General features: G+C 61.7%; 15 protein-coding genes, 3 tRNA genes and 1 pseudogene. 7 read left to right on the top strand and 12 right to left on the bottom strand.

The genetic code is table 11. The annotated features are described in order from the left end of the window. Positions 1–28 precede the first annotated feature (28 nt). The 6 genes from RJT37_RS14565 to RJT37_RS14540 all read right to left on the bottom strand — a co-directional run bounded on the left by RJT37_RS14565 (position 29) and on the right by RJT37_RS14540 (position 2,671). Positions 29–113 (bottom strand) — tRNA-Leu (locus RJT37_RS14565). Positions 114–303: 190 nt separating this feature from the next. Beyond that, positions 304–1,086, bottom strand: a complete 783-nt coding sequence (locus RJT37_RS14560; RefSeq protein ID WP_313685564.1) for a DNA-directed RNA polymerase subunit D — start codon at positions 1,084–1,086, stop codon at positions 304–306. A gap of 9 nt (positions 1,087–1,095) precedes the next feature. Further along, positions 1,096–1,491, bottom strand: a complete 396-nt coding sequence (locus tag RJT37_RS14555) for a 30S ribosomal protein S11 (protein WP_121559362.1) — start codon at positions 1,489–1,491, stop codon at positions 1,096–1,098. A 3-nt stretch (positions 1,492–1,494) separates the two neighbouring features. Further along, positions 1,495–2,022: a 30S ribosomal protein S4 gene (locus RJT37_RS14550; RefSeq protein ID WP_311171619.1), complete on the bottom strand. Its 528-nt coding sequence runs from the start codon at positions 2,020–2,022 to the stop codon at positions 1,495–1,497. Between the two features lies 1 nt (position 2,023). After that, positions 2,024–2,563: a 30S ribosomal protein S13 gene (locus RJT37_RS14545; protein WP_313685560.1), complete on the bottom strand. Its 540-nt coding sequence runs from the start codon at positions 2,561–2,563 to the stop codon at positions 2,024–2,026. Positions 2,564–2,586: 23 nt separating this feature from the next. Then, positions 2,587–2,671 (bottom strand) — tRNA-Ser (locus RJT37_RS14540). Between the two features lie 367 nt (positions 2,672–3,038). Between RJT37_RS14540 and RJT37_RS14535 the strand changes: the two genes are divergently transcribed. Beyond that, a complete protein-coding gene (locus tag RJT37_RS14535; RefSeq protein WP_313685558.1) occupies positions 3,039–3,395 on the top strand; it encodes a thioredoxin family protein in 357 nt (118 codons plus the stop codon). Positions 3,396–3,543: 148 nt separating this feature from the next. Here the strand turns inward: RJT37_RS14535 and RJT37_RS14530 are convergent, their stop codons facing one another. After that, positions 3,544–4,581 (bottom strand): methyl-accepting chemotaxis protein, encoded by a 1,038-nt coding sequence (locus tag RJT37_RS14530; protein ID WP_313685556.1) that lies wholly within the window; start codon positions 4,579–4,581, stop codon positions 3,544–3,546. 145 nt (positions 4,582–4,726) lie between these two features. On the opposite strand from RJT37_RS14530, the gene RJT37_RS14525 reads away from it, so the two are divergent. Next, positions 4,727–5,980, top strand: a complete 1,254-nt coding sequence (locus RJT37_RS14525) for an RNA-guided endonuclease InsQ/TnpB family protein (RefSeq protein ID WP_313685554.1) — start codon at positions 4,727–4,729, stop codon at positions 5,978–5,980. Here the strand turns inward: RJT37_RS14525 and RJT37_RS14520 are convergent. The 3 genes from RJT37_RS14520 to moaA form a co-directional block, all read right to left on the bottom strand. Continuing rightward, positions 5,956–6,348 (bottom strand): hypothetical protein, encoded by a 393-nt coding sequence (locus tag RJT37_RS14520; protein WP_313685552.1) that lies wholly within the window; start codon positions 6,346–6,348, stop codon positions 5,956–5,958. The two genes, RJT37_RS14525 and RJT37_RS14520, sit on opposite strands and share 25 nt — an antisense overlap. 170 nt (positions 6,349–6,518) lie before the next feature. Further along, the gene (locus RJT37_RS14515; RefSeq protein ID WP_313685550.1) at positions 6,519–7,250 is read right to left on the bottom strand and encodes a type 1 glutamine amidotransferase; all 732 of its coding nucleotides are present in this window, start codon (positions 7,248–7,250) and stop codon (positions 6,519–6,521) included. Between the two features lie 184 nt (positions 7,251–7,434). Beyond that, positions 7,435–8,430, bottom strand: a complete 996-nt coding sequence (gene moaA, locus RJT37_RS14510; RefSeq protein WP_313685548.1) for a GTP 3',8-cyclase MoaA — start codon at positions 8,428–8,430, stop codon at positions 7,435–7,437. 148 nt (positions 8,431–8,578) lie between these two features. On the opposite strand from moaA, the gene RJT37_RS14505 reads away from it, so the two are divergent. From RJT37_RS14505 to RJT37_RS14495, 3 genes are read left to right on the top strand one after another with little or no spacing between them, the layout of a single operon-like run. Further along, a complete protein-coding gene (locus RJT37_RS14505; protein ID WP_313685547.1) occupies positions 8,579–9,622 on the top strand; it encodes an Mrp/NBP35 family ATP-binding protein in 1,044 nt (347 codons plus the stop codon). Positions 9,623–9,624: 2 nt separating this feature from the next. Next, positions 9,625–10,260: a uracil-DNA glycosylase gene (locus tag RJT37_RS14500; protein ID WP_313685546.1), complete on the top strand. Its 636-nt coding sequence runs from the start codon at positions 9,625–9,627 to the stop codon at positions 10,258–10,260. A gap of 45 nt (positions 10,261–10,305) precedes the next feature. Then, positions 10,306–11,064, top strand: a complete 759-nt coding sequence (locus RJT37_RS14495) for a TIGR04282 family arsenosugar biosynthesis glycosyltransferase (RefSeq protein ID WP_313685545.1) — start codon at positions 10,306–10,308, stop codon at positions 11,062–11,064. Positions 11,065–11,230: 166 nt separating this feature from the next. On the opposite strand, the gene RJT37_RS20700 is transcribed toward RJT37_RS14495, so the two are convergent. Together RJT37_RS20700 and RJT37_RS14490 are read right to left on the bottom strand one after the other, a co-directional pair. Then, the gene (locus tag RJT37_RS20700) at positions 11,231–11,374 is read right to left on the bottom strand and encodes a HalOD1 output domain-containing protein (protein WP_425604918.1); all 144 of its coding nucleotides are present in this window, start codon (positions 11,372–11,374) and stop codon (positions 11,231–11,233) included. Positions 11,375–11,816: 442 nt separating this feature from the next. Further along, positions 11,817–12,671: a coenzyme F420-0:L-glutamate ligase gene (locus tag RJT37_RS14490; protein ID WP_313685543.1), complete on the bottom strand. Its 855-nt coding sequence runs from the start codon at positions 12,669–12,671 to the stop codon at positions 11,817–11,819. Positions 12,672–13,073: 402 nt separating this feature from the next. Between RJT37_RS14490 and RJT37_RS14485 the strand changes: the two genes are divergently transcribed. Continuing rightward, a tRNA-Ser gene (locus RJT37_RS14485) sits at positions 13,074–13,157 on the top strand. 493 nt (positions 13,158–13,650) lie between these two features. After that, positions 13,651–14,922 (top strand): annotated as a pseudogene (locus tag RJT37_RS14480) (IS4 family transposase). The last annotated feature ends 178 nt before the right edge of the window (positions 14,923–15,100 follow it).

Below are 15,100 nucleotides of genomic sequence, written 5' to 3'. Positions count from 1 at the left end.
GGCTCGCCCGTTCGGCCGAGCCGAAAAATGCAGGGAGCAGGATTTGAACCTGCGGACCCCTATGGGACAGCGCCCTGAACGCTGCGCCGTTGGCCAGACTTGGCTATCCCTGCTCGCACTCCGAGTTACTGCGTGCCCCTTCAAACTCCTTTCGGTCCGACGGCGCCGACCGTGACGGCACCGGCTCGCGTCGATCGCGGCGCTCGCAGCCTGTGACGGCGGGAACGCCGGCGACGACGCTGCCGGCGGCACGGCGGGCGGGCGTCGGACGGGGAGTGAAGGGACAGACATCGTGCTGTGGTGTTAGATCGCGACTTTCGTTTCGAGTTCGGCCGCGCGGTCGCCGAGCGACTCGGCGGCGCGCAGCACCAACTCCTCGACGCTGAACGAGCCGTCCGTCTCCACGTGGAAGACGAAGGCGTCGGACACGTCGTGTACTTCGAGTTCTTTGCCCGGATACCGGTTCGTGAGGTCGTTGTCGAACGCGTCCGTGGGGACGAGATCGCCGTCGGCGGCGCTCCCGTCTGCGGCGTGCTCGGCCGCGGCCTCCTCGATGACTCCCCTGAGGATGTTCGGCTCCTCGTCGTCGAACTCGCCGGCGTCGCCGACGGCCTCCACGCGCTGGAGATGTCGGTAGCCGACGGAGACGCCGCCCTGGTGTTTGGCGTGAGCCTTCCCGGTGTCGAGCACCGCGTCGGCCTCCAGTTCCAGGTGCTGGTTCTCCTTCAGTTCGATGATGGGGATGTTCTCGTCGGCGGGCTGAACGAGGCTGTCGGCCGACTCGAGGTCGCCCGAGTACGCCGTCGCCGGCCCCTCGACGTCGAGCGCGAGCGTGACGACGTCGCCCTCCTCGAAGTCGTCGAGGGGCGTCGTCAGCGGGACGAGTCCGAGTCGCAGCCCGATCATCTCGTCGAACATCACCGAGGAGTTCTCGACGAACCGGACGGTGTCGATACTGAACGTGGGCACGTCGGCGATCATCGCCCGGCGGATACCGTTTGCGATGGCCGGCGAGGCGCCACGGACCAGGAATCTGGCCGTCCGGTCGCCGCGTTCGATGAACTCGACCTCGAAATCGTTCGTCATCTGTTGATCTTAGAGTCGGCTGTTTTTGGGCGCTCGCGTCCCGTCGTGTGGGATCGGCGTGACGTCCTCGATGCGGCCGATCTCGAGGCCGGCGCGAGCCAGCGCACGGATCGTCGCCTGTGCGCCGGGGCCGGGGCTCTTGTTGCCGTTCCCGCCCGGACCGCGGACGCGGACGTGCAGGCCCTCGATTCCGGCTGCCTTGATCTCCTCGGCGACGGATTCGGCCATCTGCATCGCCGCGTACGGCGATGCCTCGTCTCGGTTCTGCTTCACCACGGCGCCGCCTGACGACTTCACAATCGTCTCCGCGCCCGTCAGGTCCGTCACCGTGATGAGCGTGTTGTTGAACGACGCGTGGACGTGGGCGATACCCCACTTGTCTCTGGTTGTTTCGGATTCGCTCATGGGTTACTCCTGTCCCTCCGCACGTTCGGGGTGGAGGTCGTCCGCGAGCGGACTCGTCTCGTCGAACGCGAGGCTGTCTTCCTCGGCCGACTCCACCATCTTCGCGGGGCGCGTGACGCGTGCGCCGTCGACGGTGACGTGGCCGTGAACGATGAACTGTCGCGCCTGCTCGGGCGTGCTTGCGAGGCCCTTGCGGTACGCGACGGTCTGCAGTCGGCGTTCGAGAATGTCCGTGACGTCCAGCTCGAGGACGCGGCTGATGTCGTCCTCCGTCGCGAGGATCCCGTAGCGACGGAGCCGTGCGAGGAACTCCTCGCCGGCCGCCTCGGCCGCTGTCAGGTCGCCCTGCGCCTCGCCGATGAGGCGCCGGGCCTCCCGTCGGTAGTTCCGGAGTTCCGACTGGGCGCGCCACAGTTCCTCTTTGTTCTTCAGTCCGTAGCGGCCGAGCATATCGCCCTCCTGGGCGATGCGCTCACCCTGGAACGGGTGATTCGGGGTCTCGTACCGCTTCGTGTTGTTTCCGGTCGCCATATTATAGTTCGCCGCCTCCTTCCTCTTCTTCGGCGGCGGCCTCCTCGGCCGCCTCCTCTTTGATCGCCTCGACGTTGACGCCGATCGTCCCCTCGGTCCGGCCGGTGGACTTCGTCCGCTGTCCGCGGACCTTCTGTCCGCGCTTGTGGCGGACGCCTTTGTAGGAGTCGATCATCTTCATCCGGTTGATGTCGTGCCGTCGCTTCTCTTCGAGGTCGGACCCGGTCTTGTGGGTGGTTTCGCCGCTGAAGAAGTCGTTGCGGCGGTTCGCCATCCACTCGGGAACGTACTCGTCGAAGTTCTCGACGACGTCGACGACTGCGTCGATCTCGTCGTCGTCGAGCAGACCGAACGTCGCGTGTCGGTCCACGCCGGCGGCGTCGGAGACGATGCGCGCGGTGCGCTTGCCGATTCCTTTCATGTCGGTGAGACTCCGCTCGACCGACTTCGTCCCGTCTAGATCGGTAGTCCCGATCCTGACGAAGTATCGGAGGTCTTCTTCCTCCTCGGGAGCGTCGTCCTGTGGTTCTTCTGCACTCATGGAGTTTTGGTAAGTCCGGTGAGCGTTGCGGCGGGGATTCGAACCCCGGGGGCTTGACGCCACTGAGTTAGCAACCCAGCGCCTTGGGCCAGGCTTGGCTACCGCAACACACGGTCTCGTACTGTCGCCCTCTCGGACTCGGGGGCCATCCCCCTACAGCGTATCGCAGTCTGAACAAGCCGTGGTCGCTACTTAAACATCACGATAGGGTACCGGAATGCGAGCGGTCCGCATACTCCGGTATGGGCAGGGCTGACACGCTCTCCGGCCGTCAACGCCGGTCCCGTCCTCGTTACGATCGCGCCCACCGCGTTCGACTGCGCCGGGGGCCGCTCGTCTCCCCGCCCCCAAATCCCAGCGGATCGTGCCCCCGAGTGGGGAATGCTATTGCTTCCCGGGCGTGCGGACCGCACGGATGTGCGTAACCTTGGACATTGCGCCCACGATATATACCGCTGGACGCCCAACTGGTAGTATGAGTACGAACACGTCCACAACTTCGGCACCCGACCGTCCCATTGCCCTCGAAGGCGAAGCCGATCTCGACGCCCTCCTCGCCGAACACGACCGCGTTCTCGTCGAGTTCTACACCGACGGCTGCGCGCTGTGTGCGAGCATCGAACCCGTGATCGGAAACGTCGCCCGCGCCCACGAGGACCTCACGGTCGCGACTGTCAACCCCCGCGACGACCCGCCGCTGATCGACCGGTTCCAGATCAAAAGCGTCCCGACGCTGCTCTTCTTCGAGGACGGCGAGGTCGTCGGCCGGTTAGCGAGTGGCTTCCAGGGCGGCGACGCTATCGATGCCTTCCTGACGGAGGCGACGGAGTAGGCCGACGAGTCAAAGAACGGTCCTTCCAGCGACGGTGTTGCAGTAGCTGTGTCTGCCAGTCTATCCGATAACCGACAGTACGAGGTAGACCGTCTCGTTTGCGAGTCCTCATCGTCCCGCGCGGTAGCGGGGACGAATCCAGCCTAAATCACAGATCACTCTGTACGTCGAGGGCGTTCATCTCGTCGACCTCCCTGCTGATTTCTCCGATTCGCTCGGTCTGTTGTTCGTTTGCGGCGGCGATAGCCTCCGCCTCGTCTGCGACCCGTTCGAACTCTTCGGCCGTCTGATCGACCATACTGGCGATCTCTTCGGTACTGGCCGCCTGATCGTCGGTAGCATCGGCGACCTCCGTGACGCCGGTGGAGACGTCCTCGACTACCTCGGCGATATGTTTGAATGTCTCACCCGAGCTACGGACCTTCTCGCTGCCGACATCCAGGATCTCGTTCGTCTCGTCGAGGCTCTCGACCGTTTCCGTCGTATCTTCCCGGATTTCGGCGACGATCTCTTCGATTTCGCTGGCACGTTGCTGTGACTCCTCGGCGAGGTTCTTGACTTCGTCTGCGACGACGGCGAACCCGTCCCCAGCCTCCCCCGCACGCGCGGCCTCGATCGATGCGTTCAGCGCGAGCAGATTCGTCTGATCGGCGATGTCGTTGATGACGTCCACCAGTTCGTCGATCTGCTGGATACTCTCGTCGAGTTCGCGAACGTCCTCGGTCACGCCCTGCGCGGCGGATTCGAGGTCGGCCATAATGTCGATGACTGCTTCGGCCTCCTCGCCGCCTGATTCGGCTTGTTCCCGTGCCTGTTCACTCGTCGCTTTCACGTCGTCAGCGGTGGCAGCGATCTCTTCGATCGTGGCGCTGAGCGACGACACCTCGTCGGCCACCTCCGTGATCGCCTCCACCTGATCGGCGGCCTGGGTGCTGATCTCGCGGGAGTTCTGCTCGATGCTTTCCGCGGACGCTTCCAGTTCGTTGACTGCGGATTTGATGCTCCCCGTCGCGCGCTTCTTGCCGGAGAGATCGCGGAACGTCTCGCTGATGGCGACGACCTCCCCTTCCTCGCCGTGAATGGGTCTGACGACCAGTTCTGTCGGAATCACCCGTCCGTCGTAGCTCTCTTTTTCCACTTCGACGCGGATCTCTTCTTGTCCGCCGTCGACGATCTGTTTCAGCATACTACAAGGTGGAGCCTCCGACCTCAAGGAGCGAGTCAAGCGAGCGAGTAGGTCGGAGAGGAAACCGACGGAAGATGACGCAACCACAGGACAGTTGCCACCCGACTCCCGAGCATATAAGTACCGTTAGATAACGATCTGAAATATGGAGGTGCGTCGAACCGCGGCGGTCAAACTCATCGTTCCCGATGAGCGGTGCGACGACCTCCACGAATCTGCGCGACAGTTCCTCTACTGCGCTAACCGTGCCGCAGACTACTGTTGGGCTGAATCTTCCTACAAGGATTGTGTCACTGCGAATACGACAGCGCGTGACGCGCTCTATGGGGAGCTGCGGGAGGAAACTGATCTCACCGCAAACCTCGTCCAAGAAGCCATCCGACGTGCCGTCCAAGCAACGAAAGGCGTCGTTGAACGGTGGAAGCAGGGGAAGCGTGTGAGTCAACCGGAGTTCACCTCGTGGAGTATGCTCTACGACAAGCGGAGTGCAACGTTCTACCGGAACAACGTCTCACTTTCCACAGTCAACGGTCGCGTCGAGTGTGAGTACGAACTCCCATCAGACAGCCCGACGCCGTACGAACAGTACGTACTGTCCGAAGACTACGAGTTCCGAGCAAGCACACTCCAATACGACAAGGCGACCGACGAGTTCTACTTCCACATCACCACACAGAAGGTCGATTCTGGCGGGGGAGACGACGTTGAGGGTTCAGCAGATACCGGGCACCAAACAGTCCTCGGTATCGACCTCGGCGTTAATAGCCTCGCCGTCTCCTCAACCGGACGCTTCTGGCAGGGAGACGACTACGACCATTGGTGCCGTGAGTTCGAGAAGCGACGAGGGGAGATGCAACAGCGCGGGACGCAGGCCGCACACAACGCCCTGCTTCGCCTTGGAAAGCGTGAAGAAGCGTGGCGAAAACAGTACATTCACACGGTTGCGAACGACATCGTCTCGGAAGCCGTCGAACACGATTGCGATGTAATCGTGTTTGAGGATTTAACCGACATCCGTGAGCGGCTTCCGCACGCGAAGTGGCACCACGTTTGGGCGTTCCGACGGCTGTTCGAGTACGTCTCCTACAAGGCACCAGAACGGGACGTCTCCGTGGAGCAAGTCGAGCCGAACCACACGTCCCAACGCTGTTCTCGGACGGACTGTGGATTCACGCACGACTCAAACCGTGACGGCGAACACTTCTGTTGTTTGAAGTGTGGATACGAAGTGAACGCGGATTACAACGCTGCGAAGAACATTGGCGTGCGGTACGCCCGGATGCGACAACACAAACTCCGTTCCTCGCCCACGTCGGGGAGCGGAGACGCACCAGTAGACGTGCGTTTGAATGGTGGGACGTTGAATGGCGAGAGTCACCAGCCTATTGCTGACGACTGATTGCCGGGAGTCCACATCAAAGCTCCACCCTCAAGGACTGAGGCGCGTATGCGCCGAAGGAGTAGGGTGGGGTAGTTTACCGTGCAGTTTTCGGTACCACAGACTTCCGGGTTGCAGAACTGATCGTAGCAGTTGATCGCTTCACTCCCTTCGGCTTCGACGCCGCCCATCTCTTTCATCTGCTGGTTTTCCACAACGACGTTGAAGTCGAGGTCGAGGATCCGCATCGCAGCCCCAGTCGACTCCATTACCTGCCGAAGATTGCTCGTGAGAACGTCCCAGAGCCCCTCCTCCGGGACATCTTTCCCGCCGCGGATCGGCTGGGATAAATCCCGTCCCGCCGTCGAACCGTCCTGTGATTTGGCCATAAGATTAATGCGCTAAGTCGAGACTTCATAGTTTCCATAGATTATCACCTTTGAGAAAGAACAGGGGCTCAGGCGTCTCCTCGTTGGGCCTGTGGCAGCTCCGCAACGATTCTTGACGTCTTTTCCGGTGGGAATGTCTGATAGAGAAATCACAGCTACGGCGGTCCATGTCAGTCCTCGACCGTAGCGATTCCCTGGTCACGCGTCCGTTCGACGACCGCCAGGAAGTTGTCGAACACGTCCGTCGCGGCCGCCGCTTCGGCGTAGCGGTCCGGCGTCGCGTCGGCCAGGACTGCGTCGATCCGCTCGTCGGGAACGCCCTCCTCGCGTTTGCGTTCGGTGACCATCCGGGCCGTCTCCAGATCGTACTCCGGGTGGAACTGTACTCCGAAGGTCATCCCGACCGCGAAGGCCTGGCAGGACTGGTCGTTGCCGGCGAGTTCGCTCCCGCCCGGCGGGAGCCTGAGCACCTCGTCGGAGTGCGTCTCGAAGGCGACGAACTCCGCGGGCATCCCCTCGAACAGCGGCGACTCGTCGTATCGTTCGATCCGCCGGTAGCCGAGTTCGTACTCGCCCATATCGGCCACACAGCCGCCGAGGGCCTGTGCCAGGAACTGGTGGCCCCAGCAGACGCCCAGCATCGGCACGCCGAGTTCGTGGAGGTCACGGACCAGCTCCGCGAGCGTCGCCATCCACGGCTCGTGTTCGTAGACGGACGTCTGTGACCCGGAGATGACCGCACCGTCGTACGCCCACGACCCGTCGGCCCCCGGCCACTCCGGAAACTCGCCTTCGCTCGTCTTGAACGTCGTCACCGTCGCGTCGAGTTCGCGTCGGAAGTTGCGTTCGGCGGGCGTGTCGCCCACCGACGCGTCGAAAAGCGCGATGTGAGGTGTACTCATACCAGGACGTACGTCCCCACGTGGCATTAATATTGTTCAGACTGTTCAATCTCGTGCACAACCGGATCCCGCGGAGGCGACCGCCCAGAGTTCGGGATGCTATGGCCAATCGTCGCTCTGCGACGCGATCACCGGTTCGAGGTCGGATCCGACAGACAATGGGGGCGGCGTCGCGCTTGAACGGTCAGACGTTCGTCACTGGTGCGTCGATGTACTCGTCGTTGACGACCCACTCGCCGTCCTCGCGAACCATATACTCGCCGTAGTAGGGAACGCGGTTCGCAACCGTCTCCCGGAACGTCTCGCGGATCTCCTCGCGGCTCATATCGCCCATCGACCGGAGGTCGTCGTTGCGGTTCAGACAGCCCTTCAGATACCCCTCGTGGGTGACGCGGACGCGGTGGCAGTTCGCACAGAAGTTCGGGTTCTCCACGGGATCGACGATCTCGACCATTCCGCCTTCCCCGTTCGGATCGTCGTCCTCGCCGACGTAGTAGCGGCGGCGGTTGTGCATCTCCCGGGTCTCGACCCGATCTGCCCGCTCTTCGAGCCAGTCGTGGACGCGGTCGATGTCGATACTCCACTCGGGGTGGCCCGTCAGTTCGGGCATGTACTCGATGAGCTGGAGCTGGAGACCGGAGTTCTCCGCGACGTGGTCGACCATCCCCTCGACGTAGCCCGCGGTGTGTTTGAAGACGACCATATTCAGCTTCACCGGATCCAGGCCGGCGTCGAGAGCGGCCTCGACGCCCTCGATCACCTTCTCGTACGCCCCGGATTTCGTGATCTCCGCGAACGCGTCAGGTTCGATCGCGTCCTGGGAGACGTTGACCCGTTCGAGGCCGGCCTCCCGGAGGTCCTCGGCGCGGCCGGGGAGGAAGGTCCCGTTGGTCGTCATCGACACTTCCATAGAATCGGGCACGCGCCGGATAATCTCCTCTAGGTCTCCTCTGAGCATCGGCTCCCCACCGGTGAACTTCACCTTGCGGACGCCGAACTCCGAGACGACCTCGAGGAAGCGCACGACCTCGTCGGCTGTCATCTCGTCGTCCTGTGGATCCATCGGGCCGCGGGTGTCGCCGAGCCCCTCGTTGTGACAGTAGACGCAATCGAAGTTGCATCGGTCGGTCAGAGAGACGCGGACCCCGGACACCTCGCGCCCGAAGTCGTCTTCGAGCATTATCGGATCCTTCGGCCCAACGGTCATAAATTCGGCGTCAATCTCCCGCCGTAAGTAACCTATTACGGTTACGTCACGGCGGCAAATTGGATGAGAGTCACTAGAACCGTTCAAAACGCTTATCGGCGGATCCGACCCATATGATCGTATGAACGAGGAAGCCGTCCGCGAGCGGCTCGGTACGGTCTCCGACCCGGATCTCGGCGACGACATCGTCTCGTTGGGGCTGATCAACGCTGTCGACGTCGACGACGACGCGTCGGTCGTGCGTATTTCGCTTGCGCTCGGCGCGCCCTACTCACCGAACGAGACGGAGATCGCAAGCGGCGTCCGCGAGGCGCTGTCCGACACCGGCTACGACGTCGACCTCACGGCGAACGTCCCATCGGAGGTCGATCCCGAGGAGGACGTCCTCCCCGGCGTCGAGAACGTGATCGCCGTCGCCTCCGGCAAGGGTGGTGTCGGGAAGTCGACCGTAGCGGTCAACCTCGCGGCCGGCCTCGCGGAACTCGGCGCGCGCGTCGGACTGTTCGACGCGGACGTCTACGGGCCGAACGTCCCGCGGATGGTTGACGCCGACGAGGCACCGCAGGCGACCGGGAAAGACACCATCATCCCGCCCGAGAACTACGGGATGAAGCTGATGTCGATGGCGTTTCTGGTCGGCGAGGACGACCCGGTGATCTGGCGCGGGCCGATGGTGCATCAGCTGCTCACCCAGCTCGTCGAGGACGTCCAGTGGGGGGACCTCGACTATATGATCCTGGATCTGCCGCCGGGCACCGGCGACACCCAGCTCACGGTGTTGCAGACGCTGCCGCTGACGGGCGCCGTGATCGTCACGACGCCGCAGGACGTCGCCGTCGACGACGCCCGCAAGGGCCTGGAGATGTTCGGCAAACACGACACGAACGTCCTCGGCATCGTCGAGAATATGTCCACGTTCCGCTGTCCCGACTGTGGCTCGAACCACGACATCTTCGGCGCGGGCGGCGGCGAGGCGTTCGCCGCGGAGAACAGCCTCCCGTTCCTCGGGTCGATTCCCCTCGATCCGTCGGTGCGGACCGGCGGCGACGGCGGGAAGCCGATCGTCTTAGAGGAGGGCGAGACGGCCGACGCGTTCCGCCTGCTCACCGAGAACGTGGCTGATATGGCCGGCGTGGTCCGGCGGCGAGAGGCCGCCAAGCGGTAAGGATGGACGCCAATCAGGGCTCCCTCGAGAACCCCTTCGGGATGGACGAGGCGTGTCGAAACTGCGACGACCTCTGTGGGCCCCGGGAACACGTCGTCCACGGCTACGGCGACGTCGGCGGGGAGTTCTGCTTCGTCGCCGAGCGGCCGTCGGCGGGGGCTGACAGAACAGGGGTTCCGTTCACGGGCGATGCCGCCGGCGAGCGACTCCAGCGAATCCTCGGCGAGCTCGGCTTTGCGCGCTCGCCGCCCGACGCTGCGGAACCCGACCTCCAGAACGCCTTCATCACGTATCTCACGCGGTGTCGGCATCCGGAGCGCGCGCCGACCGACCAGGAGATCCGGACCTGCGAGCCGTATCTCAACGCGGAGTTGCGGATGATCAACCCCGAGATCATCGTCCCGATCGGCCAGCGGACCCTCGACGCGCTCGCGATCGACTACACGATGAACCGACCCGGCGACGTCGACGTCGCCGAGGCTCACGCGACGACGATACGCGGCCGTGGGTTCGAACTCGTCCCGATGATCGCCCTCGACGAGCAGACGGACGAGGAGACCCGGGCGTTCATCGATCACTTCCTGGAGAACGTCTTCACTCGGGATTACCGGCAGACCAAGGGCCGCCGCAGTCGGTAGCACCGGAAACGCCGGGTTGAAGAGCGACGACCGCCCAGAGGTGGTATGACCGTCGTCGCCGTTCTGGCCGACCCGCCGCGTCCCGGACTCACATTCTCTCGCCTCGCGGAGACGAGCCCGCTCTCGAACGCGGACGCCGCAGCGCTCTCGGAGGCTTTGCTCTGTGACACGCTGCAGGCTGTCGAGCGCTCCGGCGGGGAACTGCTCGTGAACTACCGCTCCGACGACAGCCTCCCGGACGCACACGTCGATCCCGAGGAGTCCGCCGAGGACGCGCTCCGCGCCATCGCGGACGAGACCCTGGAGGACCCATCGGAGGCCCGCTTCGAGGTGCAGGTCGGCTCGGACTTTTCGGCGCGCGCGGGTAACACCGTCACCCACCTCCTCCGCGAAGAGGGAGTCAGATCCGCGGCTGTCGTCCGCGGCGATGCGCCGTTCCTCCTCCGCTCGACCGTCGACTCGGGGGCGATGAAACTCCGGACGAACGAGGTCGTCCTCGGGCCGTCGACGGACGGCCGCGTCTTCTTCGCGGGCTTCCGCGCGCCGATCGACTTCGAGAACGCCTACGCGTCCCCCGAACTGGAGACGCTCGTCGACTGCGCGAACGAGGCCGACCGCGACGTCGGATTCCTGGAGATGCAACCGACGGTTCGAACGGGCGCGGACCTGGCGACGCTCGTTTCGACGATCCGCGCGCGGTGGCAGGCCGACCGGGTCGTTCCCGAACACACCGCTTCCTTCGTCGTCGACAACGACCTCTTCGTCAGCGACGACGGAGACGGCCTTACCATCGTCCGGGAATAGTACACCGGCGGGCGAACGACAACTCTTGGACCCCGACAACGCCCGTCCGTGGTGGGATGGCGGAGTGGCCTAATGCGCCTGGCTTGAAAGCAGGTATCTTCACGGATTGCTTGGGTTCCCAAAAATCAGGGAGTACAGCGAATCTTTATATTGAGACTCTGGGGCGCTACTCTTGTAGGGTGACGTCACCTTCTTGAACAATTACCTCGTGCCCTTCGTACCTGAATTTCACTCGGACAGACGAATTGGAAGAGGTTAGATCCTCAAGGGCGTCTGGATCAATGATTTTGTGAAGCTCTTTAATCTCCATTGGGGAATTATTCTCCGCTTCGGCTACTTTTGTGGCGACTTCGTGGGGGATCGAATCTACTCCGTTAGACATCCACACGTGAATTATATTGTGTTAACTGTAAAATATCATTCGCTCTCTCATTTTATCAGAAGCCTCGATAAGATCACAAACAAAATACACAGCGGAATTTATGCCCGCAGTTTGATTCTCTTCGTCAACGATTACCGCCGAGAGGATGTCACTTCACGCGGTACGTGTGTAATAAGACAGTAAAACAAGCCTGCGAGTCACACGTGAGGCTGTTCGCGTCTCACACAGCTGTTGATGTCCAGCCCAAAACCACCGACTCGCAATACCAGTGTTTGGTGGTAGCTAAATATCGGTCTCGTCGGAAACCCTCTTTCGGAATTTTCCGCTGGTCTTCCAGCCACTTATCGATGTGTACATCCTAAAGTTGCTGTCAGAGCCATTCACGGGCTTTCAGGCGGGCCGTCAGTTGTACACTCTTGCGAAGTCCGCGACGGACGACACCGCCTGAATTCGGCACCCCCTCTCCATCTTCGTACTCCAGCCCTCGGACGACCGTAACGGGGATCTGTTCGTCCGCCTGTCCGAACAGTAATGCTGACCCGGCTGTGAGCTCGTCAGCAACGAGGTCAACGCCGCCCACCTTCGGCTGATCATACAGGTCGGTCTGTCCGAAGTTGCTATCGATCGCTTCGATCCCTGAGCACCCGATCGCCAGATCCATCGATCCTGGGCCGGCAATTTCCGAGTCCGCCAAGACGACGGCCACATCGGCGCCCGTTTGTGCCTCGATTCCCTCGCGGAGGCGACGCGCACTCTCATCGGGATCTTCCGGCAGTAACGTCATCATCCCGTCCGGACTGTTTGACCAATCGACACCCGCGTTCGTACAGAGTCGACCGTTACGCTCGGTCACGAGCATCGCTGGGACCTCCTCAAGTGCTTCCTGCGCCGCCTCGGGGTCGACAGCGTGTTCCAACAGCACATCTTTGCCGATCTCTGCGATCGGGATCGCGCCGATGATCTCGCTTTCATCGTAGACCACGGCGACTTCCCGCGGATCGATGCCGGTGATGTCGGCCACTCGACGGTCGCGGTCAGTAACTTCGACCTCGTCGGCCTCAACGAGTCGATTCTCGGCGAACGATACGACCTTCGCGGTGACGACGACGATATCGCCGTCTGATAGGGGATACTCTTCAGATGTCGTTTCGACGATTCGGTCGACCAGGTCGTCGTTCGGCTCGACTCGCCCGATGTCGAGTCCGTGGAATGTTACTTCTGGCATCAGCTGAATATTAGAGAGATCACACTTCAACGGCGGGACTATTGCATATCGATGGGAACAGACGAGGTTTTCCGAGATGTATTCCGCCCAGCCTACCGACTGTGCTGAGCGATTCTTATTTGATGTGGGAAGTCTCCTGTGACACCCTCTTTGCAACTGTTAATACGGCTTCGTGATTGACGGTATTTTACCGTTCGTTGAGATAATCCCGGCTTGAGCCGGGGATAATAACGATACCTTCAACTTTATCGGGCTTAGACGTTGATACAAGCCCCTATGATGCTGGTTTCGCGGCTTTTCGAGCGGTTCGATCCCGCTTCGATAGTCGCGTTCGATCGTGTTAAATTCGTGGTGTAAAACCACGAAAACGCACGACATCGAAGGGGTGAGAGATATCAAATGGGTGGGATGGCGGAGTGGCCTAACGCGCCTGCCTTGAAAGCAGGTATCCTCACGGATTCCTGGGTTCAAATCCCAGTCCCACCGTCTCTTGCGCGAGCGACAGCGAGCGCTATCGCGGAGACTGCTGGGATTTGAATCAGAGAGCAGATCTCCGATCCGAGACCGTGGTTCAAATCCCAGTCCCACCGGTACTCTGTGCGAACGAAGTGAGCACTGTTGCGGATACGAGGGGATTTTGAACCCGACGAGTCGCAGCGCCCGAACGAAGTAGGAGCGACCGTCTCGGCTCGGTTCAAATCCCAGTCCCACCGGTACTCTGTGCGAACGAAGTGAGCACTGTTGCGGATACGAGGGGATTTTGAACCCGACGAGTCGCAGCGCCCGAACGAAGTAGGAGCGACCGTCTCGGCTCGGTTCAAATCCCAGTCCCACCGGTACTCTGTGCGAACGAAGTGGGCACTGCATCCGTCTTTAGCTAAGAGAGAAACCGCGTGACAGCAGCGGCTTATCGAGGCTTCTTTTCGAGAGGAATGAGGAGGCGGCAAGTGTGTACCAAGACGCCTCCTCATCGAGAATTATGCGTCGGCTCACTACACTGTTTCCCTCCGAGTTCCTCGAAGAGCACGCCGAGGAACTCGGCGTGGTCGAGCGTGAGGGGAAGCTTCAGATTCCCGTTCTCGTGTGGGCGCTCGTGTTCGGCTTCGCCGCAGGCGAGAGCCGAACACTCGCCGGGTTCAGACGCTGCTACAACTCAACAGCTGATGAAACGATCTCTCCCGGTGGCTTCTATCACCGGTTGACACCAACGCTGGCGGAGTACCTCCGCGACCTCGTCGAGTGGTCTCGACGAGGTCGCTGTTCCCGACACCGTTGACGCTGATATCGACCGATTCAGGGACGTGATGATCGCCGATGGAACGGTATTGCGGTTACACGAGTTCCTTTCTGATGAGTTCCAAGCCCGTCACGAGGAGCAGGCTGGAGCGAAGCTCCACCTGCTCCACAACGCCACCGATGAGACGATTGAACGGATCGACGTGACGGACGAGAAAACGCACGACAGCACGCTGTTCAAGACGGGATCGTGGCTACAAGAACGGCTCGTTCTGTTCGATCGAGCGTACTTCAAGTACCGCCGCTTCGCGTTGATCGATGAGAACGACGGCTACTTCGTGAGTCGGCTGAAAGAGAACGCGAATCCGCTGATAACGGAGGAATTGCGGGAATGGCGCGGGCGCGCCATTCCCTTGAGGGTAAGCAGATCCACGATGTGGTCGATGATCTCTCGCGGAAGTACATCGACGTAGAGGTCGAAGCGGAGTTCAAGCGGGGCCAGTACGAGGGAACGCGCTCGCTGGATACGAAGCGATTCCGCGTCGTCGGCGTCCGCGACGAGGACGCCGACGACTACCACCTGTACATCACGAATCTGCCGAGAGAGGAGTTTTTCCCGGCGGATTTAGCAACGTTGTATCGGTGTCGGTGGGAGGTAGAAACGCTGTTTCGTGAACTGAAGACGCAGTACGAGTTGGACGAGTTCGACACAAGCGACCCGGATGTGGTGAAAATTCTGCTGTATGCGGCGTTGCTGTCACTGCTGGTGAGTCGTGAGCTGTTGGATCTGGTCACCGAGCAGGCCGACGACGAGATCGTGTTTCCGCCGGAACGCTGGGCGGCGACCTTCCGGTCGCACGCCCAGCTCATCCTCCACGAACTCGGAGAGTACCTTGGCTACTCGCCACCGCCGTTGCTGGAGCGGCTGATCGAGGATGCTCAGAAGATCCACCAACAACGACCGATCTTACAGGAGACGCTCGCTACCGCTACACAACCGAGGTGTGAGTCTTAGCTAAAGACGAATGGTGGGCACTGTTGCGGATACGAGGAGATTTTGAACCCGACGAGTCGCAGCGCCCGAACGAAGTAGGAGCGACCGTCTCGGCTCGGTTCAAATCCCAGTCCCACCGATGTTTTCGGTCCTGCGGGCCGCTTGCGGAGTCAGATAGCCCGCTTTGCCGCGGCCTGGT

This window comes from Halobellus marinus, from assembly GCF_032113415.1.
Lineage (GTDB): Archaea > Halobacteriota > Halobacteria > Halobacteriales > Haloferacaceae > Haloquadratum > Haloquadratum marinus.
Note: the sequence above shows the minus strand (reverse complement) of the source record. Positions and strands in the feature narration are given on the sequence as shown.

Bases quoted from the DNA above. Each gene is read 5' to 3' on its own strand.
- RJT37_RS14505 (WP_313685547.1), top strand. From the start codon at position 8,579: ATGAACGAGGAAGCCGTCCGCGAGCGGCTCGGTACGGTCTCCGACCCG.
- RJT37_RS14515 (WP_313685550.1), bottom strand. From the start codon at position 7,250: ATGAGTACACCTCACATCGCGCTTTTCGACGCGTCGGTGGGCGACACG.
- RJT37_RS14530 (WP_313685556.1), bottom strand. From the start codon at position 4,581: ATGCTGAAACAGATCGTCGACGGCGGACAAGAAGAGATCCGCGTCGAA.
- RJT37_RS14560 (WP_313685564.1), bottom strand. From the start codon at position 1,086: ATGACGAACGATTTCGAGGTCGAGTTCATCGAACGCGGCGACCGGACG.
- RJT37_RS20700 (WP_425604918.1), bottom strand. From the start codon at position 11,374: ATGGAGATTAAAGAGCTTCACAAAATCATTGATCCAGACGCCCTTGAG.
- RJT37_RS14535 (WP_313685558.1), top strand. From the start codon at position 3,039: ATGAGTACGAACACGTCCACAACTTCGGCACCCGACCGTCCCATTGCC.
- RJT37_RS14520 (WP_313685552.1), bottom strand. From the start codon at position 6,348: ATGGCCAAATCACAGGACGGTTCGACGGCGGGACGGGATTTATCCCAG.
- RJT37_RS14545 (WP_313685560.1), bottom strand. From the start codon at position 2,563: ATGAGTGCAGAAGAACCACAGGACGACGCTCCCGAGGAGGAAGAAGAC.
- RJT37_RS14525 (WP_313685554.1), top strand. From the start codon at position 4,727: ATGGAGGTGCGTCGAACCGCGGCGGTCAAACTCATCGTTCCCGATGAG.
- RJT37_RS14490 (WP_313685543.1), bottom strand. From the start codon at position 12,671: ATGCCAGAAGTAACATTCCACGGACTCGACATCGGGCGAGTCGAGCCG.
- RJT37_RS14555 (WP_121559362.1), bottom strand. From the start codon at position 1,491: ATGAGCGAATCCGAAACAACCAGAGACAAGTGGGGTATCGCCCACGTC.
- RJT37_RS14495 (WP_313685545.1), top strand. From the start codon at position 10,306: ATGACCGTCGTCGCCGTTCTGGCCGACCCGCCGCGTCCCGGACTCACA.
- RJT37_RS14500 (WP_313685546.1), top strand. From the start codon at position 9,625: ATGGACGCCAATCAGGGCTCCCTCGAGAACCCCTTCGGGATGGACGAG.
- moaA (WP_313685548.1), bottom strand. From the start codon at position 8,430: ATGCTCGAAGACGACTTCGGGCGCGAGGTGTCCGGGGTCCGCGTCTCT.
- RJT37_RS14550 (WP_311171619.1), bottom strand. From the start codon at position 2,022: ATGGCGACCGGAAACAACACGAAGCGGTACGAGACCCCGAATCACCCG.